The 17,318-nt window shown below is 64.0% G+C and carries 26 protein-coding genes; 14 read left to right on the forward strand and 12 right to left on the reverse strand.

The features are described 5' to 3' along the window. Positions 1 to 44: 44 nt before the first annotated feature. The gene (locus CIT40_RS26940; RefSeq protein ID WP_148667235.1) at positions 45 to 821 is read right to left on the reverse strand and encodes a hypothetical protein; all 777 of its coding nucleotides are present in this window, start codon (positions 819 to 821) and stop codon (positions 45 to 47) included. A gap of 441 nt (positions 822 to 1,262) precedes the next feature. Between CIT40_RS26940 and CIT40_RS26945 the strand changes: the two genes are divergently transcribed. Further along, positions 1,263 to 1,838, forward strand: coding sequence for a mismatch-specific DNA-glycosylase (locus CIT40_RS26945; RefSeq protein WP_414645373.1), 576 nt, complete (start codon positions 1,263 to 1,265; stop codon positions 1,836 to 1,838). Positions 1,839 to 2,096: 258 nt separating this feature from the next. Here the strand turns inward: CIT40_RS26945 and CIT40_RS26950 are convergent, their stop codons facing one another. Together CIT40_RS26950 and CIT40_RS26955 are read right to left on the reverse strand one after the other, a co-directional pair. Next, positions 2,097 to 2,534: a VOC family protein gene (locus CIT40_RS26950; protein WP_094894015.1), complete on the reverse strand. Its 438-nt coding sequence runs from the start codon at positions 2,532 to 2,534 to the stop codon at positions 2,097 to 2,099. A gap of 249 nt (positions 2,535 to 2,783) precedes the next feature. Beyond that, entirely contained in the window at positions 2,784 to 3,218 is a 435-nt protein-coding gene (locus CIT40_RS26955; protein ID WP_094893825.1) for a hypothetical protein, read from the reverse strand. A gap of 468 nt (positions 3,219 to 3,686) precedes the next feature. Between CIT40_RS26955 and CIT40_RS26960 the strand changes: the two genes are divergently transcribed. From CIT40_RS26960 to CIT40_RS26970, 3 genes are all read left to right on the forward strand, one after another. Further along, positions 3,687 to 4,070 (forward strand): RidA family protein, encoded by a 384-nt coding sequence (locus tag CIT40_RS26960; protein ID WP_094893824.1) that lies wholly within the window; start codon positions 3,687 to 3,689, stop codon positions 4,068 to 4,070. 150 nt (positions 4,071 to 4,220) lie between these two features. Next, positions 4,221 to 4,481 (forward strand): hypothetical protein, encoded by a 261-nt coding sequence (locus CIT40_RS26965; RefSeq protein WP_094893823.1) that lies wholly within the window; start codon positions 4,221 to 4,223, stop codon positions 4,479 to 4,481. A 235-nt stretch (positions 4,482 to 4,716) separates the two neighbouring features. Next, entirely contained in the window at positions 4,717 to 4,968 is a 252-nt protein-coding gene (locus CIT40_RS26970) for a hypothetical protein (protein ID WP_094893822.1), read from the forward strand. A 79-nt stretch (positions 4,969 to 5,047) separates the two neighbouring features. Here the strand turns inward: CIT40_RS26970 and CIT40_RS26975 are convergent, their stop codons facing one another. Further along, complete coding sequence (locus CIT40_RS26975; RefSeq protein WP_094893821.1) at positions 5,048 to 5,545, reverse strand: molecular chaperone DnaJ; 498 nt, start codon at positions 5,543 to 5,545, stop codon at positions 5,048 to 5,050. A 111-nt stretch (positions 5,546 to 5,656) separates the two neighbouring features. On the opposite strand from CIT40_RS26975, the gene CIT40_RS26980 reads away from it, so the two are divergent. Together CIT40_RS26980 and CIT40_RS26985 are read left to right on the forward strand one after the other, a co-directional pair. Beyond that, positions 5,657 to 6,424, forward strand: coding sequence for an SDR family NAD(P)-dependent oxidoreductase (locus CIT40_RS26980; protein ID WP_094893820.1), 768 nt, complete (start codon positions 5,657 to 5,659; stop codon positions 6,422 to 6,424). A gap of 185 nt (positions 6,425 to 6,609) precedes the next feature. Further along, complete coding sequence (locus CIT40_RS26985; protein ID WP_094893819.1) at positions 6,610 to 6,858, forward strand: helix-turn-helix domain-containing protein; 249 nt, start codon at positions 6,610 to 6,612, stop codon at positions 6,856 to 6,858. Here CIT40_RS26985 and CIT40_RS26990 read toward each other — a convergent pair. Continuing rightward, positions 6,855 to 7,097, reverse strand: coding sequence for a hypothetical protein (locus CIT40_RS26990; protein WP_094893818.1), 243 nt, complete (start codon positions 7,095 to 7,097; stop codon positions 6,855 to 6,857). The two genes, CIT40_RS26985 and CIT40_RS26990, sit on opposite strands and share 4 nt — an antisense overlap. 152 nt (positions 7,098 to 7,249) lie before the next feature. Here CIT40_RS26990 and CIT40_RS26995 point away from each other — a divergent pair, with 152 nt between their 5' ends. Next, positions 7,250 to 7,828 (forward strand): collagen-like domain-containing protein, encoded by a 579-nt coding sequence (locus tag CIT40_RS26995; RefSeq protein WP_094893817.1) that lies wholly within the window; start codon positions 7,250 to 7,252, stop codon positions 7,826 to 7,828. 79 nt (positions 7,829 to 7,907) lie between these two features. Here CIT40_RS26995 and CIT40_RS27000 read toward each other — a convergent pair whose 3' ends face one another. Together CIT40_RS27000 and CIT40_RS27005 are read right to left on the reverse strand one after the other, a co-directional pair. After that, positions 7,908 to 8,129 (reverse strand): hypothetical protein, encoded by a 222-nt coding sequence (locus tag CIT40_RS27000; RefSeq protein WP_094893816.1) that lies wholly within the window; start codon positions 8,127 to 8,129, stop codon positions 7,908 to 7,910. A gap of 98 nt (positions 8,130 to 8,227) precedes the next feature. Beyond that, the gene (locus CIT40_RS27005; protein ID WP_094893815.1) at positions 8,228 to 8,494 is read right to left on the reverse strand and encodes a DUF2277 domain-containing protein; all 267 of its coding nucleotides are present in this window, start codon (positions 8,492 to 8,494) and stop codon (positions 8,228 to 8,230) included. A 130-nt stretch (positions 8,495 to 8,624) separates the two neighbouring features. Between CIT40_RS27005 and CIT40_RS27010 the strand changes: the two genes are divergently transcribed. From CIT40_RS27010 to CIT40_RS27025, 4 genes are all read left to right on the forward strand, one after another. Further along, complete coding sequence (locus CIT40_RS27010) at positions 8,625 to 9,701, forward strand: alpha/beta fold hydrolase (protein WP_094893814.1); 1,077 nt, start codon at positions 8,625 to 8,627, stop codon at positions 9,699 to 9,701. 149 nt (positions 9,702 to 9,850) lie between these two features. Next, positions 9,851 to 10,204, forward strand: a complete 354-nt coding sequence (locus CIT40_RS27015; RefSeq protein WP_094893813.1) for a hypothetical protein — start codon at positions 9,851 to 9,853, stop codon at positions 10,202 to 10,204. A 75-nt stretch (positions 10,205 to 10,279) separates the two neighbouring features. Further along, on the forward strand, positions 10,280 to 10,660 hold the full coding sequence (locus CIT40_RS27020; RefSeq protein WP_244611859.1) for a DoxX family protein: 381 nt from the start codon (positions 10,280 to 10,282) through the stop codon (positions 10,658 to 10,660). Between the two features lie 51 nt (positions 10,661 to 10,711). Then, the gene (locus CIT40_RS27025; protein WP_094893811.1) at positions 10,712 to 11,314 is read left to right on the forward strand and encodes an MSMEG_1061 family FMN-dependent PPOX-type flavoprotein; all 603 of its coding nucleotides are present in this window, start codon (positions 10,712 to 10,714) and stop codon (positions 11,312 to 11,314) included. 129 nt (positions 11,315 to 11,443) lie between these two features. On the opposite strand, the gene bfr is transcribed toward CIT40_RS27025, so the two are convergent. The 3 genes from bfr to CIT40_RS27040 all read right to left on the reverse strand — a co-directional run bounded on the left by bfr (position 11,444) and on the right by CIT40_RS27040 (position 12,794). Further along, the gene (gene bfr, locus CIT40_RS27030) at positions 11,444 to 11,932 is read right to left on the reverse strand and encodes a bacterioferritin (protein WP_027529403.1); all 489 of its coding nucleotides are present in this window, start codon (positions 11,930 to 11,932) and stop codon (positions 11,444 to 11,446) included. Between the two features lie 134 nt (positions 11,933 to 12,066). Next, on the reverse strand, positions 12,067 to 12,339 hold the full coding sequence (locus tag CIT40_RS27035; RefSeq protein ID WP_094893810.1) for a (2Fe-2S)-binding protein: 273 nt from the start codon (positions 12,337 to 12,339) through the stop codon (positions 12,067 to 12,069). Between the two features lie 161 nt (positions 12,340 to 12,500). Continuing rightward, positions 12,501 to 12,794 (reverse strand): hypothetical protein, encoded by a 294-nt coding sequence (locus CIT40_RS27040; RefSeq protein WP_094893809.1) that lies wholly within the window; start codon positions 12,792 to 12,794, stop codon positions 12,501 to 12,503. Positions 12,795 to 12,928: 134 nt separating this feature from the next. Between CIT40_RS27040 and CIT40_RS27045 the strand changes: the two genes are divergently transcribed. Then, positions 12,929 to 13,252, forward strand: coding sequence for a hypothetical protein (locus CIT40_RS27045; RefSeq protein WP_162307695.1), 324 nt, complete (start codon positions 12,929 to 12,931; stop codon positions 13,250 to 13,252). 239 nt (positions 13,253 to 13,491) lie between these two features. After that, the gene (locus CIT40_RS27050) at positions 13,492 to 13,776 is read left to right on the forward strand and encodes a hypothetical protein (protein WP_091966137.1); all 285 of its coding nucleotides are present in this window, start codon (positions 13,492 to 13,494) and stop codon (positions 13,774 to 13,776) included. A gap of 91 nt (positions 13,777 to 13,867) precedes the next feature. On the opposite strand, the gene CIT40_RS27055 is transcribed toward CIT40_RS27050, so the two are convergent. Both CIT40_RS27055 and ettA read right to left on the reverse strand, forming a co-directional pair. Continuing rightward, positions 13,868 to 15,094: a lytic murein transglycosylase gene (locus CIT40_RS27055; protein WP_094893808.1), complete on the reverse strand. Its 1,227-nt coding sequence runs from the start codon at positions 15,092 to 15,094 to the stop codon at positions 13,868 to 13,870. A gap of 7 nt (positions 15,095 to 15,101) precedes the next feature. Next, positions 15,102 to 16,751 (reverse strand): energy-dependent translational throttle protein EttA, encoded by a 1,650-nt coding sequence (gene ettA / locus CIT40_RS27060; RefSeq protein ID WP_094893807.1) that lies wholly within the window; start codon positions 16,749 to 16,751, stop codon positions 15,102 to 15,104. Between the two features lie 232 nt (positions 16,752 to 16,983). Between ettA and CIT40_RS27065 the strand changes: the two genes are divergently transcribed. Continuing rightward, on the forward strand, positions 16,984 to 17,199 hold the full coding sequence (locus CIT40_RS27065) for a hypothetical protein (RefSeq protein ID WP_094893806.1): 216 nt from the start codon (positions 16,984 to 16,986) through the stop codon (positions 17,197 to 17,199). Positions 17,200 to 17,318 lie beyond the last annotated feature (119 nt).

Genomic DNA, 17,318 nt, shown 5'->3' on the forward strand with positions numbered 1-17,318 from the left:
GCGATTTAGATTGCACGTCGGAAGGGCGGCGGATCGCCCTTCCGCTAGGCATTTAGATCCATCTTCTTTCGAAGGCGACTGATTGCATTAGCTAGCTGGTGGGACCGCCATCTGTTGTCCAAGCGAAGGTCTAGTCGATACTTTAACAGTATCGACAAGGGATCAACTTGAAATTTTGTCTGCGACGGCCGCCCCAAATTCCGGTCCCGAATGACGTAGAACAAGCTCATCAAGATGGCTTGAGCCTTTTTCGTTTCCCCATTTTGCAAAAGATCATCGATGAAGACATCGAGTATTATGACCGCCGCATGAGCAGAACTGATGGAATGGGGATCCGTTCTCTTCAGATCGTTGATATTTGAAAGCCTGCTCCGCAAGCAATCCAAGGGATGCAGAATAAGTATGTCGATTTGGCTGCCCTGGCCTTGGCTCGGTCCCGTGAGCGTTACCACGTTGTTCTTGAGCGATCGCGGATCAACGCCAAGGACAGCTCTCAAAAAATCAACTTGTATCGTCTTCTCCCCGAGCTGCCCGACCACTACGGCAGCATTCGGCGATGGATCAAAAGCTGGCGGTATATAAACCTTCGCGTTCATCAATTTCTTCGCGAAAGCCTCCGCGGCTTTTCTGTCACCGTAAAGATCGACGTCTTCACTCGACATCGAATACACGCGCGCAATCTGCGGCGCTCGACCTAAATAGAGGCGAGACCAAATCGCGAGGGACTGCCCACCAACCAGTACCGCATCAACTTCCTTTAAATAATCTAGGACAGTTTCAATTTCTGCAGGAGTGAGATGAGTGGGCGGGCTACTGGTCATCTTTCGCGAGAGGGCGGCGACCTATCGCACTCACCCTAAAGTCGCTCAAGTTGAGAGAAGCGAAAAAATCATTCTGTATCGCCAGCTCGTAGTTGGAGGAGATACCTTCTTCCAACTTGTGAGCGTCTAAGTCTCGCGATATCTTCTTAATGATATCTCGCTTCCACGCGTCGTCGACAAATACCTTATAGGCCATAGTACTCTCCTGCGAGAGATAAGCTATCGACGGACCACTCCCATGACAATAGGAGGCTTCCAGTATTAATCTTCGACCGTTCCACCTTAACAGAGCCTTAACAATTGCCTGTGAGGAGGTTTCAAGCCCCTAAACCACTTAATCGAAGGCTTACTGAACCCGGAAGGACGAAGTCTGGAAAAAAGGGGAAGACCAGAGGCAGCAATTGGGCTGCATCGCACTTCCGTTCACAAGGCCAATTAATCGTGGTCGCCGACGCGACGCCAAAAACGTCTGATTTGCTCGTGCCCACGCCCCACCGCCTCCCCGACCAGCTCCGCCCCGACCTCCGCCTCGTCTTCGTCGGCACCGCCGCCTCGACGCGCTCGGCCGAACTCGGGCACTATTACGCCCATCCCGGCAACCGCTTCTGGCGCGCGCTGCATGAGGCCGGCATCACGCCGCGGCGCTATCAGCCGGGCGAGTTCGCATCGCTGATCGCGCTCGGGATCGGCTTCACCGATCTTTCCAAGACGGGCGCCGGAATGGATCACCAGATCGCGGCGGAGACGATCGACGTGCCGGGCTTCAGAGCGAAGATGGAGACGTACCGGCCGCGGACGATTGCGTTCACGAGCAAGAAGGCGGCGAGCTTGTTTTATCGCAGGCCGTCGAGCGGGATTGCGCTGGGACGGCAGCCGCGCGATGAGAGCTTGCCGGAGATCTTCGTGCTGCCGTCGCCGTCGGGCGCGGCGTCCGGGCACTGGACGATCGAGCCATGGCGCGAGTTGGCGGCGTGGATCGCTGCACTCGACGCACAACACCCACAGACCTCATCCTGAGGAGACCGCCACCGGGTCCGCCCTACGCGCGGCCCGATGACAGGCTCCGCGGTCGTCTCGAAGGATGGCCGCGGGCGAGATGCGGGCCTGCATGGTTCGAGACGGCGCTTCGCGCCTCCTCACCATGAGGGTCGAGCTTCGTAGGGTGGGCAAAAGGCGCGCCAGCGCCGTGCCCACGATTTGTCCGTGAGTCCCGGCAGTGCGTGGGCACGGCGCGCGAAGGGCGCGCCTTTGCCCACCCTACGGCACCGTCGGTCCTCACCCTGCATAGGCCTTGTCGAGATCGGCGATCACGATCTTCCGCATCCCCATCATCGCCTGCATGACGCGATTGGCCCGGGTGCGGTCCGCATCGCCGAGATAGCGGCCGAGCTTGGTCGGGATCACCTGCCACGACAGGCCGAACTTGTCCTTGAGCCAGCCGCATCTCGACTCCTCGCCGCCGTCGGCGGTCAACCGGCTCCAGAAATAGTCGACCTCCGCTTGCGTCTCGACGCTGATGAAGAACGACACCGCCTCGTTGAAGCGGTATTGCGGCCCGCCATTGAGGGCGTGGAAGCGCTGGCCTTCGAGCTCGAACACCGCCATGAAATCGCTAACGGTCTCGACTTCAGCGTTGGGAAACACCGATTTGTAGAAGGCCACGGCCTCCGGGACGTTGTTGTCGAACCAGAGAAACGGCGTGATGGTGGTCATGGTCGGTCGCACCTCGGCTGGATGGATCCGCGTCGATCGCGGCATCGCCCGGAGGACGAAGCGCGGGCCCCGCATCCGACAAGCCGGGCAGGATTTTTCCGGCCATCCTGGAGGAGGCTCGTGGGCGTCAGCTCGTAGGGGCCGTCTAACCCACCACGTCCGTCAGCGCGGAAACCGAAGCGGTGGGTTACGCCCTGCAGATGCGCTTTGCGCATCCGCAAGGCTTACCCACCCGCCGGCACCTGCGCGCTACCGCATCGTGATCGCGAGGCCCGAGAGATCCGCGTTCGCCATCAACCCGACCTGCGTGCCCGACAGTTCCAGCACCGCGCCCTTCTGGTTGGAGAGCACGATGGCGCGGGCGCCGCGGCCCACCGCAATGCCGGCACCGGCGGCGCCGTAGACGCCGGCGATGTCGGAGGGACGGTTGATGTTGGAGACGCGGCCGCGCAGCACGGTCTTGGAACCGCCGAACACCAGGCCGTAATCGAGCCCGCCGGTCGACAGCGCATAGGACCGGCCGCGGAAGTTCAGCACGCCGGAGCCGCCGGAACCACCGATGATCCAGCCCGCCTTGTAGATTGTCAGCACCACGGTGCCGCCGTCGGCCAGCGCCGAGGTCGAGAGGCCGGCCAGGGCGGCGATGGCGACCAGCGCGGCGCGACAAGAGGATGCGAACTTCATGGGTGTCTCCGGGGGCTATTTTTCAAGGGAGGATTCGAATCAGACGCAGCGAATGTACAGGATGGATCGGGGCGGCAACATGATGGGATGAGGCGTCGGGCGCGCTCGGCCCTCGCTCTCCGTCATTGCGAGGAGCTCTTGCGACGAAGCAATCCAGACTGTCTCGGCGGAGCCGGTCTGGATTGCTTCGCTACGCTCGCAATGACGGACGAGGCAGATGCGGTCCTCTCGCCGAGACTGGCCGGAAGCAGAGGCCTGGTTGCTGACCGACCATGGCCATGATGCCATTCTGCCCCTGTTTTGCCCGACGGAGCAACCGGGCTTCTTCCCCGTTTCCGAATTCTAAAAACTCAATGATCTCTGTATGATCCCTACTGTGCATGGGGTTGTTTTCGCACTTTTTGGTTTGAGCACCCCCCGCCTGCCGCTACGCTCATGGACCACGAGAACACTATTCGAGGTGATCCCATGCCGATCCAGCATTTCGCGCCCCCGCCGCACGTCAAGTCGCCGCCGCTGTCGTTTGCCACCCGCGTCGGCGATCTCCTGTTCGTCTCGGGCATTCCCGGCTTCGACGCCAATGGCGCGCTGCCCGAGAGTTTCGAGGCGCAGTTCGCCAATGTCGTCGTCAACATCAAGCGCGTGCTGGACGAGGCCGGCGCCACCACACGCGACCTCGCCAAGGTCAACGTGCTGCTGACCCGCGCCTCCGACGTCGCCGCCATGAACGCGCTCTATGCCGGCGCGTTCGGCCCGCCGCCCTACCCGGCGCGCACCACCTGCGTGGTGCAGGCCCTGCCCGATCCGAAGATGCTGATCGAGATCGAGGCGGTGGCCTCGCTGGCGAAGTGAGCGGCTTCGCGTGTGGCTTGCAGGGCACGCGGCCCAACCAAATGCGCGGGGAACAGCTGACATGTCCGTGAAGGGCAGCGCCCCGGCTTGCAAAGGACCTGCTTTTACCGCACGAATTTGAGCTCGGACTTCCCCTCAAGGAGATATTTCATGCGTCGCGTTCTTGCGCTCTGTGCCGTTGCCGGCATCGCCACTTCCGTCTTCGCCGTGCCGGCCTCGGCCAAGGTCGGCTATTACGTGATCCGCTGGGACAACACCGGCATCTGCCAGGTCTGGAACGAGGACCTGAAGTACAAGCCGTTCCAGTGGGGCGTGTCGACCTACAAGGTCGTCAGCAAGCCGCTCCCGACCTTCCAGGCCGCGTCCGACGTCCAGATCAAGCTGCGCGCCGAGCGTCGCTGCACGCTCTAAGCTCTAGCAACGGACCGGATTTCGAGGGCGGGTCGCGCGAGCGGTCCGCCCTTCTGCTTTTGCGGGACGCGCGTTTTCGGCCGAAATCAGCCGTTGTCCGTCCGCGCGCTTTGAACCTGATCAGCACGCGGAACTACTCACATCTTGTCCGGCGCGCATCCCCCAGGCGTCCGGCACCGAGCCCTCCCCATCATTGCCGGGAGGCGCATCACATCATTCATTCGAGGAGCTGATCATGCGTCGTATTTCCGTGCTGTGCGCTGCCGCCGGCCTTGCCGTCACCGCCTTCGTCGCGGCGAGCCCGGCGGAGGCCAGCTATCACCTGATCCGCTGGCAGGACACCGGCCTGTGCCAGATCTGGGACGAGAGCATCCCGACCACTCCGTGGCCGGCCGGCTATCATCGCGCCAGCGCAACCGTGCCGACCTTCATCGACGCCCTCGCCGTGAAGGATGCCGCGTTGAAGAACGGCCATTGCAAGTGGTGAAATAATCGATCGGCGGACGAAGAGCGGGCAAGGACGCGGGCATGCGTCCTTGCCCGTTTGTTTTTGAGAACTGAGCTTCTCACCCGTCCCTGTGCGCGCCGGGATGGATCAGGACGTCGCGTGCGGCGGCGAGGTCGATGAAGGCTTGCGCGCTGCCGCCGCGGTCGGGATGCATGCCCTTGGCGGCACGGCGATAGGCCTGGTTGATGTCCTCGCAGGTGAGCTGCACCGAAAGCGGCAGGCCGAGCACCTTGCGCGCGCGATCCTCGCTGGACAATTGTTTCGGCGTGGCGTTGCGGCGGCCGAAGCGCGGCGCGGTCAGGTCATGAACGACCTCGAGAACCACACCGAGACGGCGCTGGGCCGCCAGCGTGACGCCGTGATCGTCATTGTCGGCCGCCTGGCGCAGCACCGGAAGCGCCTGCTCGGCGGCCTGGCGCAGCGTGACATCCGGGCTCATCCGCGCGATCTCGGCCACGAGCCGGCCCGCCTCGGCGAAGTCGGCGGACTGCACCGACCGCAGGCGTTCGAGGGCCAGTTTCCAGGAGTCGAGCCGGGTGTCGAGCCGTTCCATCATGCGCGCAACGTTTAGCAATGAAGATCAGTATGCCAAGGCTGCCGTTTCCGACCCCTTAATTTCGAGTTAGCGTTTGGTGAAACTTCGAAACGAAATCGGGAGGAAAATGTCATGGCATTGCTCGCAAACCATATCGCCGTCGTCACCGGGGCCGGCTCCGGCATCGGCCGCGCCATCGCCGCCGGCTATGCCCGCGAAGGCGCGCAGATCGTGCTGCTCGACGTCAACGCCGACACCGCCGCCGAGGCCGCAGGGGAGATCCGCAAGGCGGGCGGCAAGGCCGAGAGCTTTGCGCTCGACGTCACCAGGCGCGAGGATTGCTTCGCGCTGGCCCAGCAGGTCGCCGACAAGGTCGGGCAGGTCTCGATCCTCGTCAACAATGCCGGCATCACCCGCCGCAACGCCTTCACCGCGGAGACCGAGACGGTAGCGAAGGACTGGAACGACATCATCTCGCTCAATCTCAACGGCGTCTTCAACATGACGCAGGCCTTCCTCGCACCCTTGCGCGCGAGCAAAGGCCGCATCGTCAACATCGGCTCGATCCAGTCCTTCGTGCATCTGCGCACGCCGAGTTCGGCGGCCTACACGACGTCGAAGCATGGCGTGCTCGGCTTCACCAAGGCGTTGGCGGCCGAGCTCGGCCGAGAAGGCGTGCGCGTCAACGCGATCGGGCCGGGCTTCATCGAGACCAACATCAACGCCAATGTGCGCGCGACCAATCCGGCGCTGGTGCAGGCCTTCCTCGACCACACCCCGCTGGCGCGCACCGGCAAGCCCGAGGACATCGTCGGCCCCGCGATCTTCCTCGCTTCGGATCTGTCGGCCTATGTCACGGGAACGATCGTGATGGTGGACGGCGGCTACCGCACGGTGTGAGGGGCCATCACGGAGCCGCCGCCAATCGCGGCGGCTTCGCGGCTTTCCCGAGGTCATCTGGTGCGATCGTCGGCGATTAACCTTTCGTTAACCAAACCGGACCACCGTAGATCTACGGCTTGGGGGTCGTTTGTTCTCGATCCGCTTCCAACGATGGCAGCGGGCGTCGATCGGGGAGTGTGTTGATGACCACTGTTCATGTCGCTGCGTCCGTACCGGGCGCGCAATTCCTGGCCCCTCACCAGATCGTGCCGCTCCTGATAGGCGCCACCGTCGACGAGGTCGAGCGCGAGCTCGTGCTTCAGACGCTCGCGCGCTGCGACGGCAACCGCACCCGCGCCTCGCGCGTGCTCGGCCTGTCGGTGCGCACGCTGCGCAACAAGATCAAGCTCTACGCGGCGTCCGGCATCGACGTGCCCGCCTATCAGGATTAGCGTCCGAGGATGCGCCGCTGAATCAGTCCGCCGATGACGACCGCAAGCGCGATCGTCGCGACCGAGGCGGCGATCATCTCGATCGCGCGAAGGAAGAAGGCCGTCATCACAGCCCATGTCGGCTGCGGCTCATCGGCGAATGCGACCGGCACGATTTCAGGCACCAGCAGGAGAGCGAGACCAAGCGCTGCTGCAAGGACGACGGCGAACAGCCAGAAGATCTTCCACGCCGCGCGCATCGGTCGCTCCAGGAGTTGTGGCCGCACGATCGATGACACGGCGGCGCATGCCGCCGATTGATGTTGATCAAGCGTGGCGAGATGTCCGGGCGGAATTGCTGCTGTCGTCAAACGCCGCTAAGTAGCTTGCTTCCGGTCAAGGGAGCAGCGGCGTGGCAGACGAACAGAAACGGCAGGGACCTCAAGGTCCGCGCGGGCGGCAGGGCGAACCGGGACGGCCGGGACCGCAGGGTCATCCGGGCCGGCGCGGGCCCGACGGCGCGCGCGGCAAGCCGGGGCCCCAGGGCAAACCGGGGCCGATCGGAAAGGCGGGACCTCAGGGCAAGCCCGGTCCGCAAGGCAAGCAGGGCGAAGCCGGCCCGCGCGGGACCGCCGGCGCGCAGGGATCTGCCGGAGCGCAGGGACCTGCCGGAGCGCAGGGACCTGCCGGACCGCAGGGGCCGGCGGGACCGCAAGGCCCGCGCGGCGAGGCTGGGCCGGCCGGTCAATTGCCCACGATCGAACAGGTGCTGCCATGGCTCGATCAGCTGTTCGACGCCTGGGACGAGCGCCGCCGCCAGCGCGAGCGCGACGCCGCCGAACGCGAGGCACTGGAGGCCGCCGAGCGCGCCGCGCTGGAAGCTGCGGTGCGGGAGACCGACGAGGAAATGGTCGACGACGAGAGTGATGACGCCGAAGGCGACGAGCACAGGAAGAAGAAGAAAAAGAAGAAGCACGGCCACAAGGATTAGTGGCAGCGCCCGTGCCCCGGACGCAGCCGCCGCGTTCCTTCAGCGGCGTGCTGCAACGTGTCCTGAACACGCTGGAGCATCAAGGCGTGCTGGTGGAATCATCCTTGTGCGGCAGCATGCCCATGCGCTCGAACTGCCAGCGCATGGCGCGATACCAGAGATAGCCGACCGCTGCGCCGCACAGGGCCAGGATGACCACGTTCGCGCTCGAGAACGAGCCGCTCCACCACATCATCCACGCAGTCCATAGCAGCGTGAAGACGATGGCACCTGCTTTCAAGGGAAGAAGGGGGCGGCTCATGATCCTGCTCCGGGCTGTCAAAAACCCCGGCAGACATCATCGCAGAGCGTGGCGCCCCATTCAGTGAGCCAGATCACGGAACGCGGAGCTGCAGCCCTCTAACCGAAGCGCAGCCGCGAGCGCTCCCTGGCCCTTTCCGCCTCGACCTCGCGATCCCGCGCCGGGGCATGGGTGTGCAGCGAGGTCAGGAGATCTCGCGCGGCCTGCGAGACCTCGGCCACCGCGCGGTCGAACGCCGCCTCGTTGGCCTGCGACGGCTTGTTGAAGCCGGACAGCTTTCGCACGAACTGGAGCGCGCTGGCGTGGATCTCATCCTCCGTCGCCGGCGGCTCGAAGTTGAACAGCGTCTTGATGTTGCGGCACATGCAGGGGCCTCCTTCCGGATGTTTCCTTGAAGACGATCGACGGAGCCGAAATCCTACATCCTTCCGAGGACTTCTGTTAAGTTCCTCCGCAACGCGGCCGCCGACCATGAGCCGCAATGGGGAGAGAAACATGAAGGCTTGCTACGCCGCGCTGTCAGCCGTCGTGCTGATCTTTTCGAGGCCGGTCTTTGCCGCCGATTATCCGGCACCCAGGCAGGGCGACTGGATCGCCAGGGACTTCAAGTTCCACACCGGCGAGACCATGCCGGAGCTGAAGCTGCATTACACCACGGTCGGCGAGCCCTCAGGCCAACCGGTGCTGGTGCTGCATGGCACCGGCGGCTCCGGCACCGGCATGCTGGGGCCGACATTCGGCGGCGAGATGTTCGGCCCGGGACAGCCGCTCGACGCCGCCAAATATTACATCATCCTCCCTGACGGCATCGGGCACGGCAAATCGTCGAAGCCTTCCGACGGCATGAAGACAAGCTTCCCGAAATACGATTACGACGACATGGTCGAGGCGCAGTATCGACTGGTGACGGAAGGCCTCGGCGTCAAGCATCTGCGGCTCGTGATCGGCAATTCGATGGGCGGCATGCACACCTGGCTGTGGGGCGAGAAATATCCGAATGCGATGGACGCGCTGATTCCAATGGCCTCGCAGCCGACCGAGATGGCGTCGCGCAATTGGATGATGCGGCGGATCATGCTCGACACCATCCGCAACGATCCCGACTACAATGGTGGCAATTACACCAGCCAGCCGCGCATGATGAAATACGCCGCCACCGCCTACGGCGTCGCCAGCATCGGCGGAACACTGGCCTATCAGGCGCAAGCTCCGACCGCAGCCAAGGCCGACAAGATGATCGACGAGCGGCTGGCAACGCCGATCACGACCGATGCCAACGACTTCGTCTATCAGTGGGAATCCTCGCACGACTACAATGCCGGCGAGAAGCTGGAGGCCATCGAAGCATCGCTGCTCCTGATCAATTCCGCCGACGACGAGCGCAACCCGCCCGAGACCGGCATCACGGACGCGGCCATGAAGCGGGTCAAGAACGGCCGCCTCTATCTGATCCCGGCGAGTGCCGCGACGCGCGGCCACGGCACCACCGGCAATGCGAAATTCTACAGCGAGCAGGTCCGGCAATTGCTGGAGAGCACGCCGCAGCGAGCCGTCGAGGCGGCGCGTCGCTGATCTTGCAGCGCATCATGTGCGACGCACCCACGCCGCATATTATTTGAGCATGCAATGCACGGATGGCTCGGGCTTAATCGCACGAGCGATGCGAGTCGACGCGCGGACGATCGCGCGCGATCGGCACGGCACGCGACGAGGAGGATCGCATGCGCAGGCTCGCACTGTGCGTCTGGCTGTCCGCAACGACCGCGCTGGCCGGCGCCGCGTTCGCGTTCGACAACGGACAATACGACCACGTCCCGCCCGATATCCGCGCCTGGTTCAAGAGCGTGATCGCGCCGAACGGCGTTCCCTGCTGCGACGTCTCCGACGGGCATCGCACCGAGTACGACGTACGGCGCGGCAGCTATTGGGTTCCGATCGAGGGACAATGGATGGAGGTCCCCGAACGGGCGATCATCCGCGATCGCGGCAACCCGGTCGGCCAGGCCGTGGTGTGGTATGTCCACCACCGCGGCGCCATCATCATCAGCTGCTTCGTGCCGGCGGATGCGGTCTAGCCGCGCGATGGCGCGTCAGTGCTGCGCGTGGTAGTTCGAGCGATGGCTTCCGAACCCGACCGCAGGCGCGCGGTAATGCGCTTCGCTCTCGCCGCACTCTACGTCGCTGCCGGGTTCGCGCATCTGGTCGTCCCCGACAAATTTCTCGCGATCACGCCGTCCTGGGTTCCGTTCCCGGGAGAGGTCATCTTCGCCACCGGCGTTTGCGAGATTGCGGGCTCGATCGCATTGCTGACCACGCCGCTGCGCCGGTGGGCAGGCGTGGCGCTCGCGCTCTATGCGCTTTGCGTTTGGCCGGCGAACATCAAGCACGCGCTGGAGGGCATCGACCTTCCGCCCATCCCCGATAGCTGGCTCTACCATGGACCGCGCCTGATGCTTCAGCCCGTGCTGATCTGGTGGGCGCTCTACTGCGCCGGCGTCATCGATTGGCCGTGGCGGCGACAAAGGGGATAGCGAGAGGGCCGGAGGATGATAGTCTCGGCACGTCAAGCCAAGGAGAGCTTCGTGACCGAGCTTCGCGCTGAAGACCTAGCCACCATCTATGCCGAACCGAGCCCGCGTGTGATCGCGAAGGCGCGGCCCGCGATCGACGCGCATGCGCAGAAGTTCATCGAGATGTCGCCGTTCTGCGTGCTCGCGACGTCGGGCGCGGACGGCAGCGTCGATGCCTCGCCACGCGGCGGCGGCACCGGCTTCGTCCACGTCGCCGGTCCCAACCGCTTGCTGATGCCGGACCGCTCCGGCAACAACCGGATCGACAGTTTCCGCAACGTCGTCGAAGGCTCGGGCTTCGTGCATCTGTTGTTCTTCGTGCCAGGGATCGACGAGACGCTACGCGTCGGCGGACGCGGCACGCTGTCGGCCGATACGGATCTGCTCGCCACAATGGTCGAATTCGGCAAGCCGCCGCGCGCGGTGCTGAACGTCGCGGTCAGCGAGGTCTATTTCCACTGCGGCAAGGCGCTGATACGCTCGAAGCTATGGTCGCCCGAGAAAGTGCAGCGCTCTGTGATGCCCAGCATCGTCACGGTCGTTCACGAACAGACCGGCCTCGGCGAACCCGCGAGCCAGGAGAGCGTGGAAGAAATCTACAAGACGCAGTTGTAGGTGGTGCGTGGTCCCGCGCACGAACGTCATGCCCGGGCTTGTCCCGGGTATCCCCGTCTTCGTTGTGCGGCAACACGTAGATGGCCGAGTCAAGCCCGGCCATGACGAATGGAGAGAGTGGGCCGGAGCTTAGTGCCCCTCGCCCTCGAGCCCGCCGACATGCTTCTGGGTGTAGAGCTCGAGGCCGATGCGGCCGATCAAATCGAGCTGGGTCTCGAGGAAGTCGATGTGGTGCTCCTCGTCGCTCATCAGCTTCTCGAACAGGTCACGCGTGACATAGTCCTTGACGCCGTGGCAGTAGGTCGCCGCTTCCTGGTACAGTGCACGCGCGCTCATCTCGGCAGCGAGGTCGCACTCGATGATCTCCTTGACGTTCTGGCCGATGCGCAGGGGATCGAGCACCTGCATGTTCGGGAAGCCGTCGAGGAACAGGATGCGCGCGGTGAGCTTGTCGGCGTGCTCCATCTCCTCGATGGACTCCTTGCGCCAGACCTTGGCCATGTCGAGGAGGCCCCAATTGTCGAGGAAGCGGTAGTGCAGCCAGTACTGGTTGATCGCAGTCAGCTCGTGACGCAGTGACTTGTTGAGATAGTCGATGACTTTTGCGTCGCCCTGCATGGTTCACTCCAGCTCTTGCAGTCCAAATCGGCCCTAAGCCGAATTTAGAACGCTTCTAAGTCAGTTTACAAACGAGGGCAACTGGCTACACGGACGCAGCCGGGGGAAAAGCTCAGCCATGACCGGCGCAAGATTCAGCAGGCCGCGAGGGCGAACTGGGCGGGCTCGGCCGCCTCGTCATTGGCGGCTACGGTGTGGTTATGCGGGCAGCCCGAGCAACAGGACTGGGCGCACGGGCCCAGGGCTTCGTCGATGATGGTCTTGATCGTCCGGGCGCAGCGGCCGCATTCGGCGCTGCAGCCCAGGCATCCATAGACCTGCTTGGCATGGCGCACGGCGTCGTCGGACTCGGCGACGGCGGCGCGGATGTCGTCATCGCTCAGCACGTTACAGGAACAAACGATCATGGAAGCGGAAGGCCCTTCGGTGATGCGTCATCATCGATATTTAACGGGCCGGCCGGATGCAAAAGGAAAAAGCGGTATTTGAAGCTATTCCAAACTAGCCCGGAAACAGCCTAGAGCACCTCTCGATTTTGGGGTTGTGCTGGATCAAGATTGGAAGGGATCTAATCGCCGCCGCCTCCCCCACCGTCGCCGCCGCCTCCGCAATCGCTGCCACTATCGCTGCTGGAACAGCTGCCGCCGTCGGTCGAGCTGCCCGAACTGTCACTGGAAAACCAGCTTCCCAGCGAGAAGCCGTCATTGCCGCCCGAAGAGTCGCCGCCGCTGCTGCTGCCATCGCCGCCCGCCCCCGCGCGGGAGCGCCGCTGGCCGCGGTTCTGAAGATGGGTGATCCAGCCGTAGCCGATCGCGGACACGACCCCGGCGGCAATCAGTGCATTGACCATCGCGCTACCCATCACCGTCTCCAAGCCGAGCTGCGACCGATATCAATTGGTCGCGCCCGGCAAAGATGCCGTTCATTGATCATTCAAACGAAGTATGGAACTCTGCTCCGAAAGCGTTCCCGCGTGCTCGTACGAAAGGTCCAGCCATGAAGAAGTTGCTTCTGACGGTCGCCGCCGTCGCCTCCCTGGCCGTTGCGGCCGGGGCCCCGGCCCATGCCCAACGTGGCGTCGCGGCGGGCGTGGCGGCCGGAATCATCGGCGGCGCCATTGTTGGCGGCGCGCTGGCTTCCCCGTATTATTACGGACCCGGACCCGGCTATTACGAACCCGGCTATTACCCGCCCCGCTACTACGCGCCGGGCCCGGGCTATGTCGCCGACGGCTATTACGGCGGCGGCTGCGTCTGGCAGAAGCAGCGCTTCTGGGACGGCTATGCCTGGCGCGTCCGCCGCGTCAGGGTCTGTGGCTGAGGCGACCTGAACCGGTCCATCGCGACCGCTTCGGTTGACCGGTTCACGGATGGTCGCGCCGTTCATCTCCGGGCCTGAAAAAGACCGCTTTTTCTCGTCACAGCTCCGTGTGCGTTTACCGTGGGTTGACCAATTGCGCGCTTCCTAGCTGCACGGCCAATTCCACCAGCGTGTGTGTGAACCTTTGAAACCCGGGCGCCTCTCACAAGAGGAACCCATCTCCCAGGAGAGCCAGAAGCATGAAGAAGACTTTAGTTGCCGCCCTCACGGTCGCGACGGTCGCCGGTTCGCTGGTGACTGCCACGCCGTCCGCGAAGGCGCATGACGGCATCGGCGCAGGTCTCGCGGCCGGCCTGATCGGCGGCGCCATCGTCGGCGGCGCCATCGCGTCGAGCCGGCCCGCCTATGGCGGCCCGGTTTACGTCGCCGAGCCCGGCCCGCCGCCCCCGCCCTGCTACTGGCAGCGTCAGCGTTATTGGGACGGTTACGGCTGGGTGGTTCGCCCGGTTCGCGTCTGCTACTGACCTGATCGCCAGATCTGATCGCCTTGGCGCATCCGCGCCGCGATCGAAGCCCGGCCGAGCATCTCGGCCGGGCTTTTTCTTTGCTCCCACGCTATCGCGCCGCCTGGATTGCGCGCAGCACCTCTTCGCTCGGCCAGCAGTCGACCTTGAGGCCCGCCGACTTCTGATAGGCGCCGAGCGCGGCGCGCGTCTGCATGCCGGCCTTGCCGTCGATCTTGTCCTTGTAGAGCCCGGCGCGCGTGAGCCCCCGCTGCATCGTCTCCACGTCTTTCGTGCGCAATTGCTTCGAGGCCGCCCATGGCGTTGCGAACGGCAGCGGGCTCGTCATGCGGTCGGCAAGGTGGCCGACGAACAGCACGTAGAGATCGGAGAAATTATATTCCTTGATGACGAAGTAGTTCTTCGTGGTCAGGAATGAGGGGCCGTAGATGCCTTCCGGCTGCAGCAGCGAGGCCGGCTGTGCCTGTTCGGTGGCGCTCAGCTTCTGGCCGCGCACCGGCACGAAACCTTCGCGCAGCCACTGTCCGATCGGCTTCGTCAGCTCGGGCACGCCGGTGGTGCAATCGACCTTCGCCGGCGCCTGCACCTCGTAGGCCCAGCGCACGCCGCTCTGCCAGCCCTTGTTGACGAGCTGCTGCGCGGCCGACGCCAGCGCATCCGGCACCGAACGCCAGATATCGATGCGGCCGTCGCGATCAAAATCGACACCGTGCTTGTAATATTCGGACGGCAGGAACTGCGTCAGCCCGGTGGCGCCGGCCCAGGACGAACGCATGTCCTTGCGCGTCACCACGCCCTCACTGAGGATCTTCAGCGCGAGGATGAACTCGGTGCGGTATTGGTCCTTGCGGCGCCCGACATAGGCCTGCGTCGCCAGCACACGGACGAGACCGTAAGGCAGCGCATAGCGGCCGTAATCGGTCTCACGGCCCCAGATCGCCAGCATCACGGTCGCCGGCACGCCGGTCTTCTTTTCGATCTCATCCAGCGGAGCGCGATACTTTTGCAGCAGCCGCTGTCCTTCGCTCGCCAGGCGCGCGATCGAAGCCTCCTTGACGTAATCCGCCGGCACCTGCACGAACTCGGCCTGGGACGGTGCGCCCGTCGCGGGCCTGCCGGGCAGGATCAGATCCGGCAGCTTGTAGTCTGGCTCGAGCCCGCGCGTCTGCTCGTCGAAGGTCTTGCGCGAGACGCCTTCAGCCTGCGCCTCCGGCCAGAGCGAGGCGACGAACTGCGTGAAGGCGGCGTCGGCGGCGCGGGCGGACGTCCAGCCGCAAGTGACGACAATCACCGCAGCGATGAGCGCCCGCCGCATCATGCCTAACTCACCGCGTCAGCTTCTTGTACTTCACGCGGTGCGGGATGACGCTGTCCTGGCCAAGCCGGCGCATCTTGTCCTTCTCATAGTCCTGGAAGTTGCCTTCGAACCATTCGACGTGGCTGTCGCCCTCGAAGGCCAGGATGTGGGTCGCGATACGGTCGAGGAACCAGCGGTCATGGCTGATGATGACGGCGCAACCGGCGAAATCCTCCAGCGCCTCTTCGAGTGCGCGCAGCGTGTCGACGTCGAGGTCGTTGGTCGGTTCGTCGAGCAGCAGCACGTTGGCGCCGGACTTCAGCATCTTCGCGAGATGAACGCGGTTGCGTTCACCGCCGGAGAGCGCGCCGACCTTCTTCTGCTGGTCGGCGCCCTTGAAGTTGAACGCCGAGCAATAGCCGCGCGAGTTCACTTCCTTCTTGCCGAGCAGGATCAGCTCGTTGCCGCCGGAAATTTCTTCCCACACGTTCTTGTTGCCATCGAGCGCGTCGCGCGACTGGTCGACATAGCCGAGATGCACGGTCTCTCCGACCGTGATGGTGCCTGAATCCGGCTTTTCCTGCTTGGTAATCATCTTGAACAGCGTGGTCTTGCCGGCGCCGTTCGGTCCGATCACGCCGACGATGCCGCCGGGGGGCAGCTTGAAGGTGAGATTGTCGATCAGGAGGCGATCGCCAAAACCTTTGCTGAGACCTTCGAAGTCGACCACGTTGGCGCCGAGCCGCTCGGCGACCGGAATGATGATCTGCGCGGTCTGGGTCTGTTTCTCGCTCGCCTGCTTGAGCAGATCCTCGTAGCGCTGATAGCGCGCCTTGGACTTGGCCTGGCGTGCTTTCGGCGACGAGGCGACCCATTCCTGCTCGCGCGCGAGCGTCTTCAGGTGCGCGGCGTCCTCGCGGCCCTCCTGCTCGAGCCGCTTCTGCTTCTGCACCAGCCAGGACGAATAATTGCCCTCGTAGGGAATGCCCTTGCCGCGGTCGAGCTCGAGGATCCAGCTCGTGACGTTGTCGAGGAAGTAGCGGTCATGGGTCACGATCAGGATCGCGCCGGGATAGTTGCGCAAGTGGCCCTCCAGCCAGGACACCGACTCGGCATCGAGATGGTTGGTCGGCTCGTCGAGCAGCAACAGCTCGGGCTGGTCGAGCAGCAGCTTGCACAGCGCGACGCGGCGGCGCTCACCACCGGAGAGCTTCGTGACGTCGGCATCGTCGGGCGGGCAGCGCAGCGCGTCCATGGCCTGGTCGACCTTGCTGTCGAGATCCCAGAGGCCCTGGGCCTCGATCTCGTCCTGCAGCTTGGTCATCTCGTCGGCGGTTTCCTCGGAGTAGTTCATCGCCAGCTCGTTGTAGCGATCGAGGATGGCCTTCTGCTTGGCGACGCCCAGCATGACGTTCTCGCGCACCGAAAGCTTGGGATCGAGATGCGGCTCCTGCTCGAGATAGCCGACACGGGCGCCCTGGGCGACCCAGGCTTCGCCATTATACTCCTTGTCGAGGCCGGCCATGATCTTGAGCAGCGTCGATTTGCCCGAGCCGTTGACGCCGAGCACGCCGATCTTGGCGTCCGGGTAGAACGACAGGTGGATGTTATCGAGCACCTTGCGGGTCGGGTAGCTCTTGGTCAGGCCCTGCATGAAATAGATGAACTGGCGCGCCATGGGTCCCGTGACACCTTCAATTTGAGGAGATTTGCTGCCGCCGATGTAGCGATCCCGCCCCCAAAGGGCAATGTTTTCCGTCCGTTCACCACGGATGAATACGGATCGGACACCATCCGGGCCAGATCCGGACAATTGAAACCATCTTTTAATCAATCAGGCCGAATGCTCGGTCTCGCGCGGCAACAGCGCCACCCGCTCAGAACAAGCGGGAGCACAGCGAGACAGCGTCATGGCTCTGATCGACACCCATTCACTCCCTGTTCCGGCCGAAGCCGGCGGCTCCTCCGCGCTCGGCTCGGAGATCAAGGGTTTCTTCAAGCGCTTCTTCGCCACCGCCTTCAATCCCTACCGGCCCGAGCTGCACTACATGCGCGGCCCCGGCCCCGCCTGGCGCGCCAAGCATGGCATGGATGCGCCGTTCCGCCTGAAGCCCCGGGATCTCTGAGCCACCTCCTGCTATCGGACTTTTGAAGACGCAAGCGGCTTGCGCGCCGTCCTGATTGCGCGCAACCATGCCCGGGTTTCGACGATGGCGCGCCCAGCGCCCTCACCTCTCGCCATCAA

Source organism: Bradyrhizobium amphicarpaeae, from assembly GCF_002266435.3.
GTDB lineage: Bacteria > Pseudomonadota > Alphaproteobacteria > Rhizobiales > Xanthobacteraceae > Bradyrhizobium > Bradyrhizobium amphicarpaeae.

Excerpts from the sequence above, each read along its gene's own strand:
- CIT40_RS26990 (WP_094893818.1), bottom strand. The coding sequence starts at position 7,097 with ATGCGCGCGGCGTGGAAGATCTTCTGGCTGTTCGCCGTCGTCCTTGCA.
- CIT40_RS26965 (WP_094893823.1), top strand. The coding sequence starts at position 4,221 with ATGCGTCGCGTTCTTGCGCTCTGTGCCGTTGCCGGCATCGCCACTTCC.
- bfr (WP_027529403.1), bottom strand. The coding sequence starts at position 11,932 with ATGCAGGGCGACGCAAAAGTCATCGACTATCTCAACAAGTCACTGCGT.
- CIT40_RS27045 (WP_162307695.1), top strand. The coding sequence starts at position 12,929 with ATGAAGAAGTTGCTTCTGACGGTCGCCGCCGTCGCCTCCCTGGCCGTT.
- CIT40_RS27035 (WP_094893810.1), bottom strand. The coding sequence starts at position 12,339 with ATGATCGTTTGTTCCTGTAACGTGCTGAGCGATGACGACATCCGCGCC.
- CIT40_RS26955 (WP_094893825.1), bottom strand. The coding sequence starts at position 3,218 with ATGAAGTTCGCATCCTCTTGTCGCGCCGCGCTGGTCGCCATCGCCGCC.
- CIT40_RS27020 (WP_244611859.1), top strand. The coding sequence starts at position 10,280 with ATGCGCTTCGCTCTCGCCGCACTCTACGTCGCTGCCGGGTTCGCGCAT.
- CIT40_RS27055 (WP_094893808.1), bottom strand. The coding sequence starts at position 15,094 with ATGATGCGGCGGGCGCTCATCGCTGCGGTGATTGTCGTCACTTGCGGC.
- CIT40_RS27015 (WP_094893813.1), top strand. The coding sequence starts at position 9,851 with ATGCGCAGGCTCGCACTGTGCGTCTGGCTGTCCGCAACGACCGCGCTG.
- CIT40_RS26950 (WP_094894015.1), bottom strand. The coding sequence starts at position 2,534 with ATGACCACCATCACGCCGTTTCTCTGGTTCGACAACAACGTCCCGGAG.
- CIT40_RS26970 (WP_094893822.1), top strand. The coding sequence starts at position 4,717 with ATGCGTCGTATTTCCGTGCTGTGCGCTGCCGCCGGCCTTGCCGTCACC.
- CIT40_RS26940 (WP_148667235.1), bottom strand. The coding sequence starts at position 821 with ATGACCAGTAGCCCGCCCACTCATCTCACTCCTGCAGAAATTGAAACT.
- CIT40_RS26975 (WP_094893821.1), bottom strand. The coding sequence starts at position 5,545 with ATGATGGAACGGCTCGACACCCGGCTCGACTCCTGGAAACTGGCCCTC.
- CIT40_RS26960 (WP_094893824.1), top strand. The coding sequence starts at position 3,687 with ATGCCGATCCAGCATTTCGCGCCCCCGCCGCACGTCAAGTCGCCGCCG.
- ettA (WP_094893807.1), bottom strand. The coding sequence starts at position 16,751 with ATGGCGCGCCAGTTCATCTATTTCATGCAGGGCCTGACCAAGAGCTAC.
- CIT40_RS26980 (WP_094893820.1), top strand. The coding sequence starts at position 5,657 with ATGGCATTGCTCGCAAACCATATCGCCGTCGTCACCGGGGCCGGCTCC.
- CIT40_RS26985 (WP_094893819.1), top strand. The coding sequence starts at position 6,610 with ATGACCACTGTTCATGTCGCTGCGTCCGTACCGGGCGCGCAATTCCTG.
- CIT40_RS27010 (WP_094893814.1), top strand. The coding sequence starts at position 8,625 with ATGAAGGCTTGCTACGCCGCGCTGTCAGCCGTCGTGCTGATCTTTTCG.
- CIT40_RS27040 (WP_094893809.1), bottom strand. The coding sequence starts at position 12,794 with ATGGGTAGCGCGATGGTCAATGCACTGATTGCCGCCGGGGTCGTGTCC.
- CIT40_RS27005 (WP_094893815.1), bottom strand. The coding sequence starts at position 8,494 with ATGTGCCGCAACATCAAGACGCTGTTCAACTTCGAGCCGCCGGCGACG.
- CIT40_RS27000 (WP_094893816.1), bottom strand. The coding sequence starts at position 8,129 with ATGAGCCGCCCCCTTCTTCCCTTGAAAGCAGGTGCCATCGTCTTCACG.
- CIT40_RS27050 (WP_091966137.1), top strand. The coding sequence starts at position 13,492 with ATGAAGAAGACTTTAGTTGCCGCCCTCACGGTCGCGACGGTCGCCGGT.
- CIT40_RS27065 (WP_094893806.1), top strand. The coding sequence starts at position 16,984 with ATGGCTCTGATCGACACCCATTCACTCCCTGTTCCGGCCGAAGCCGGC.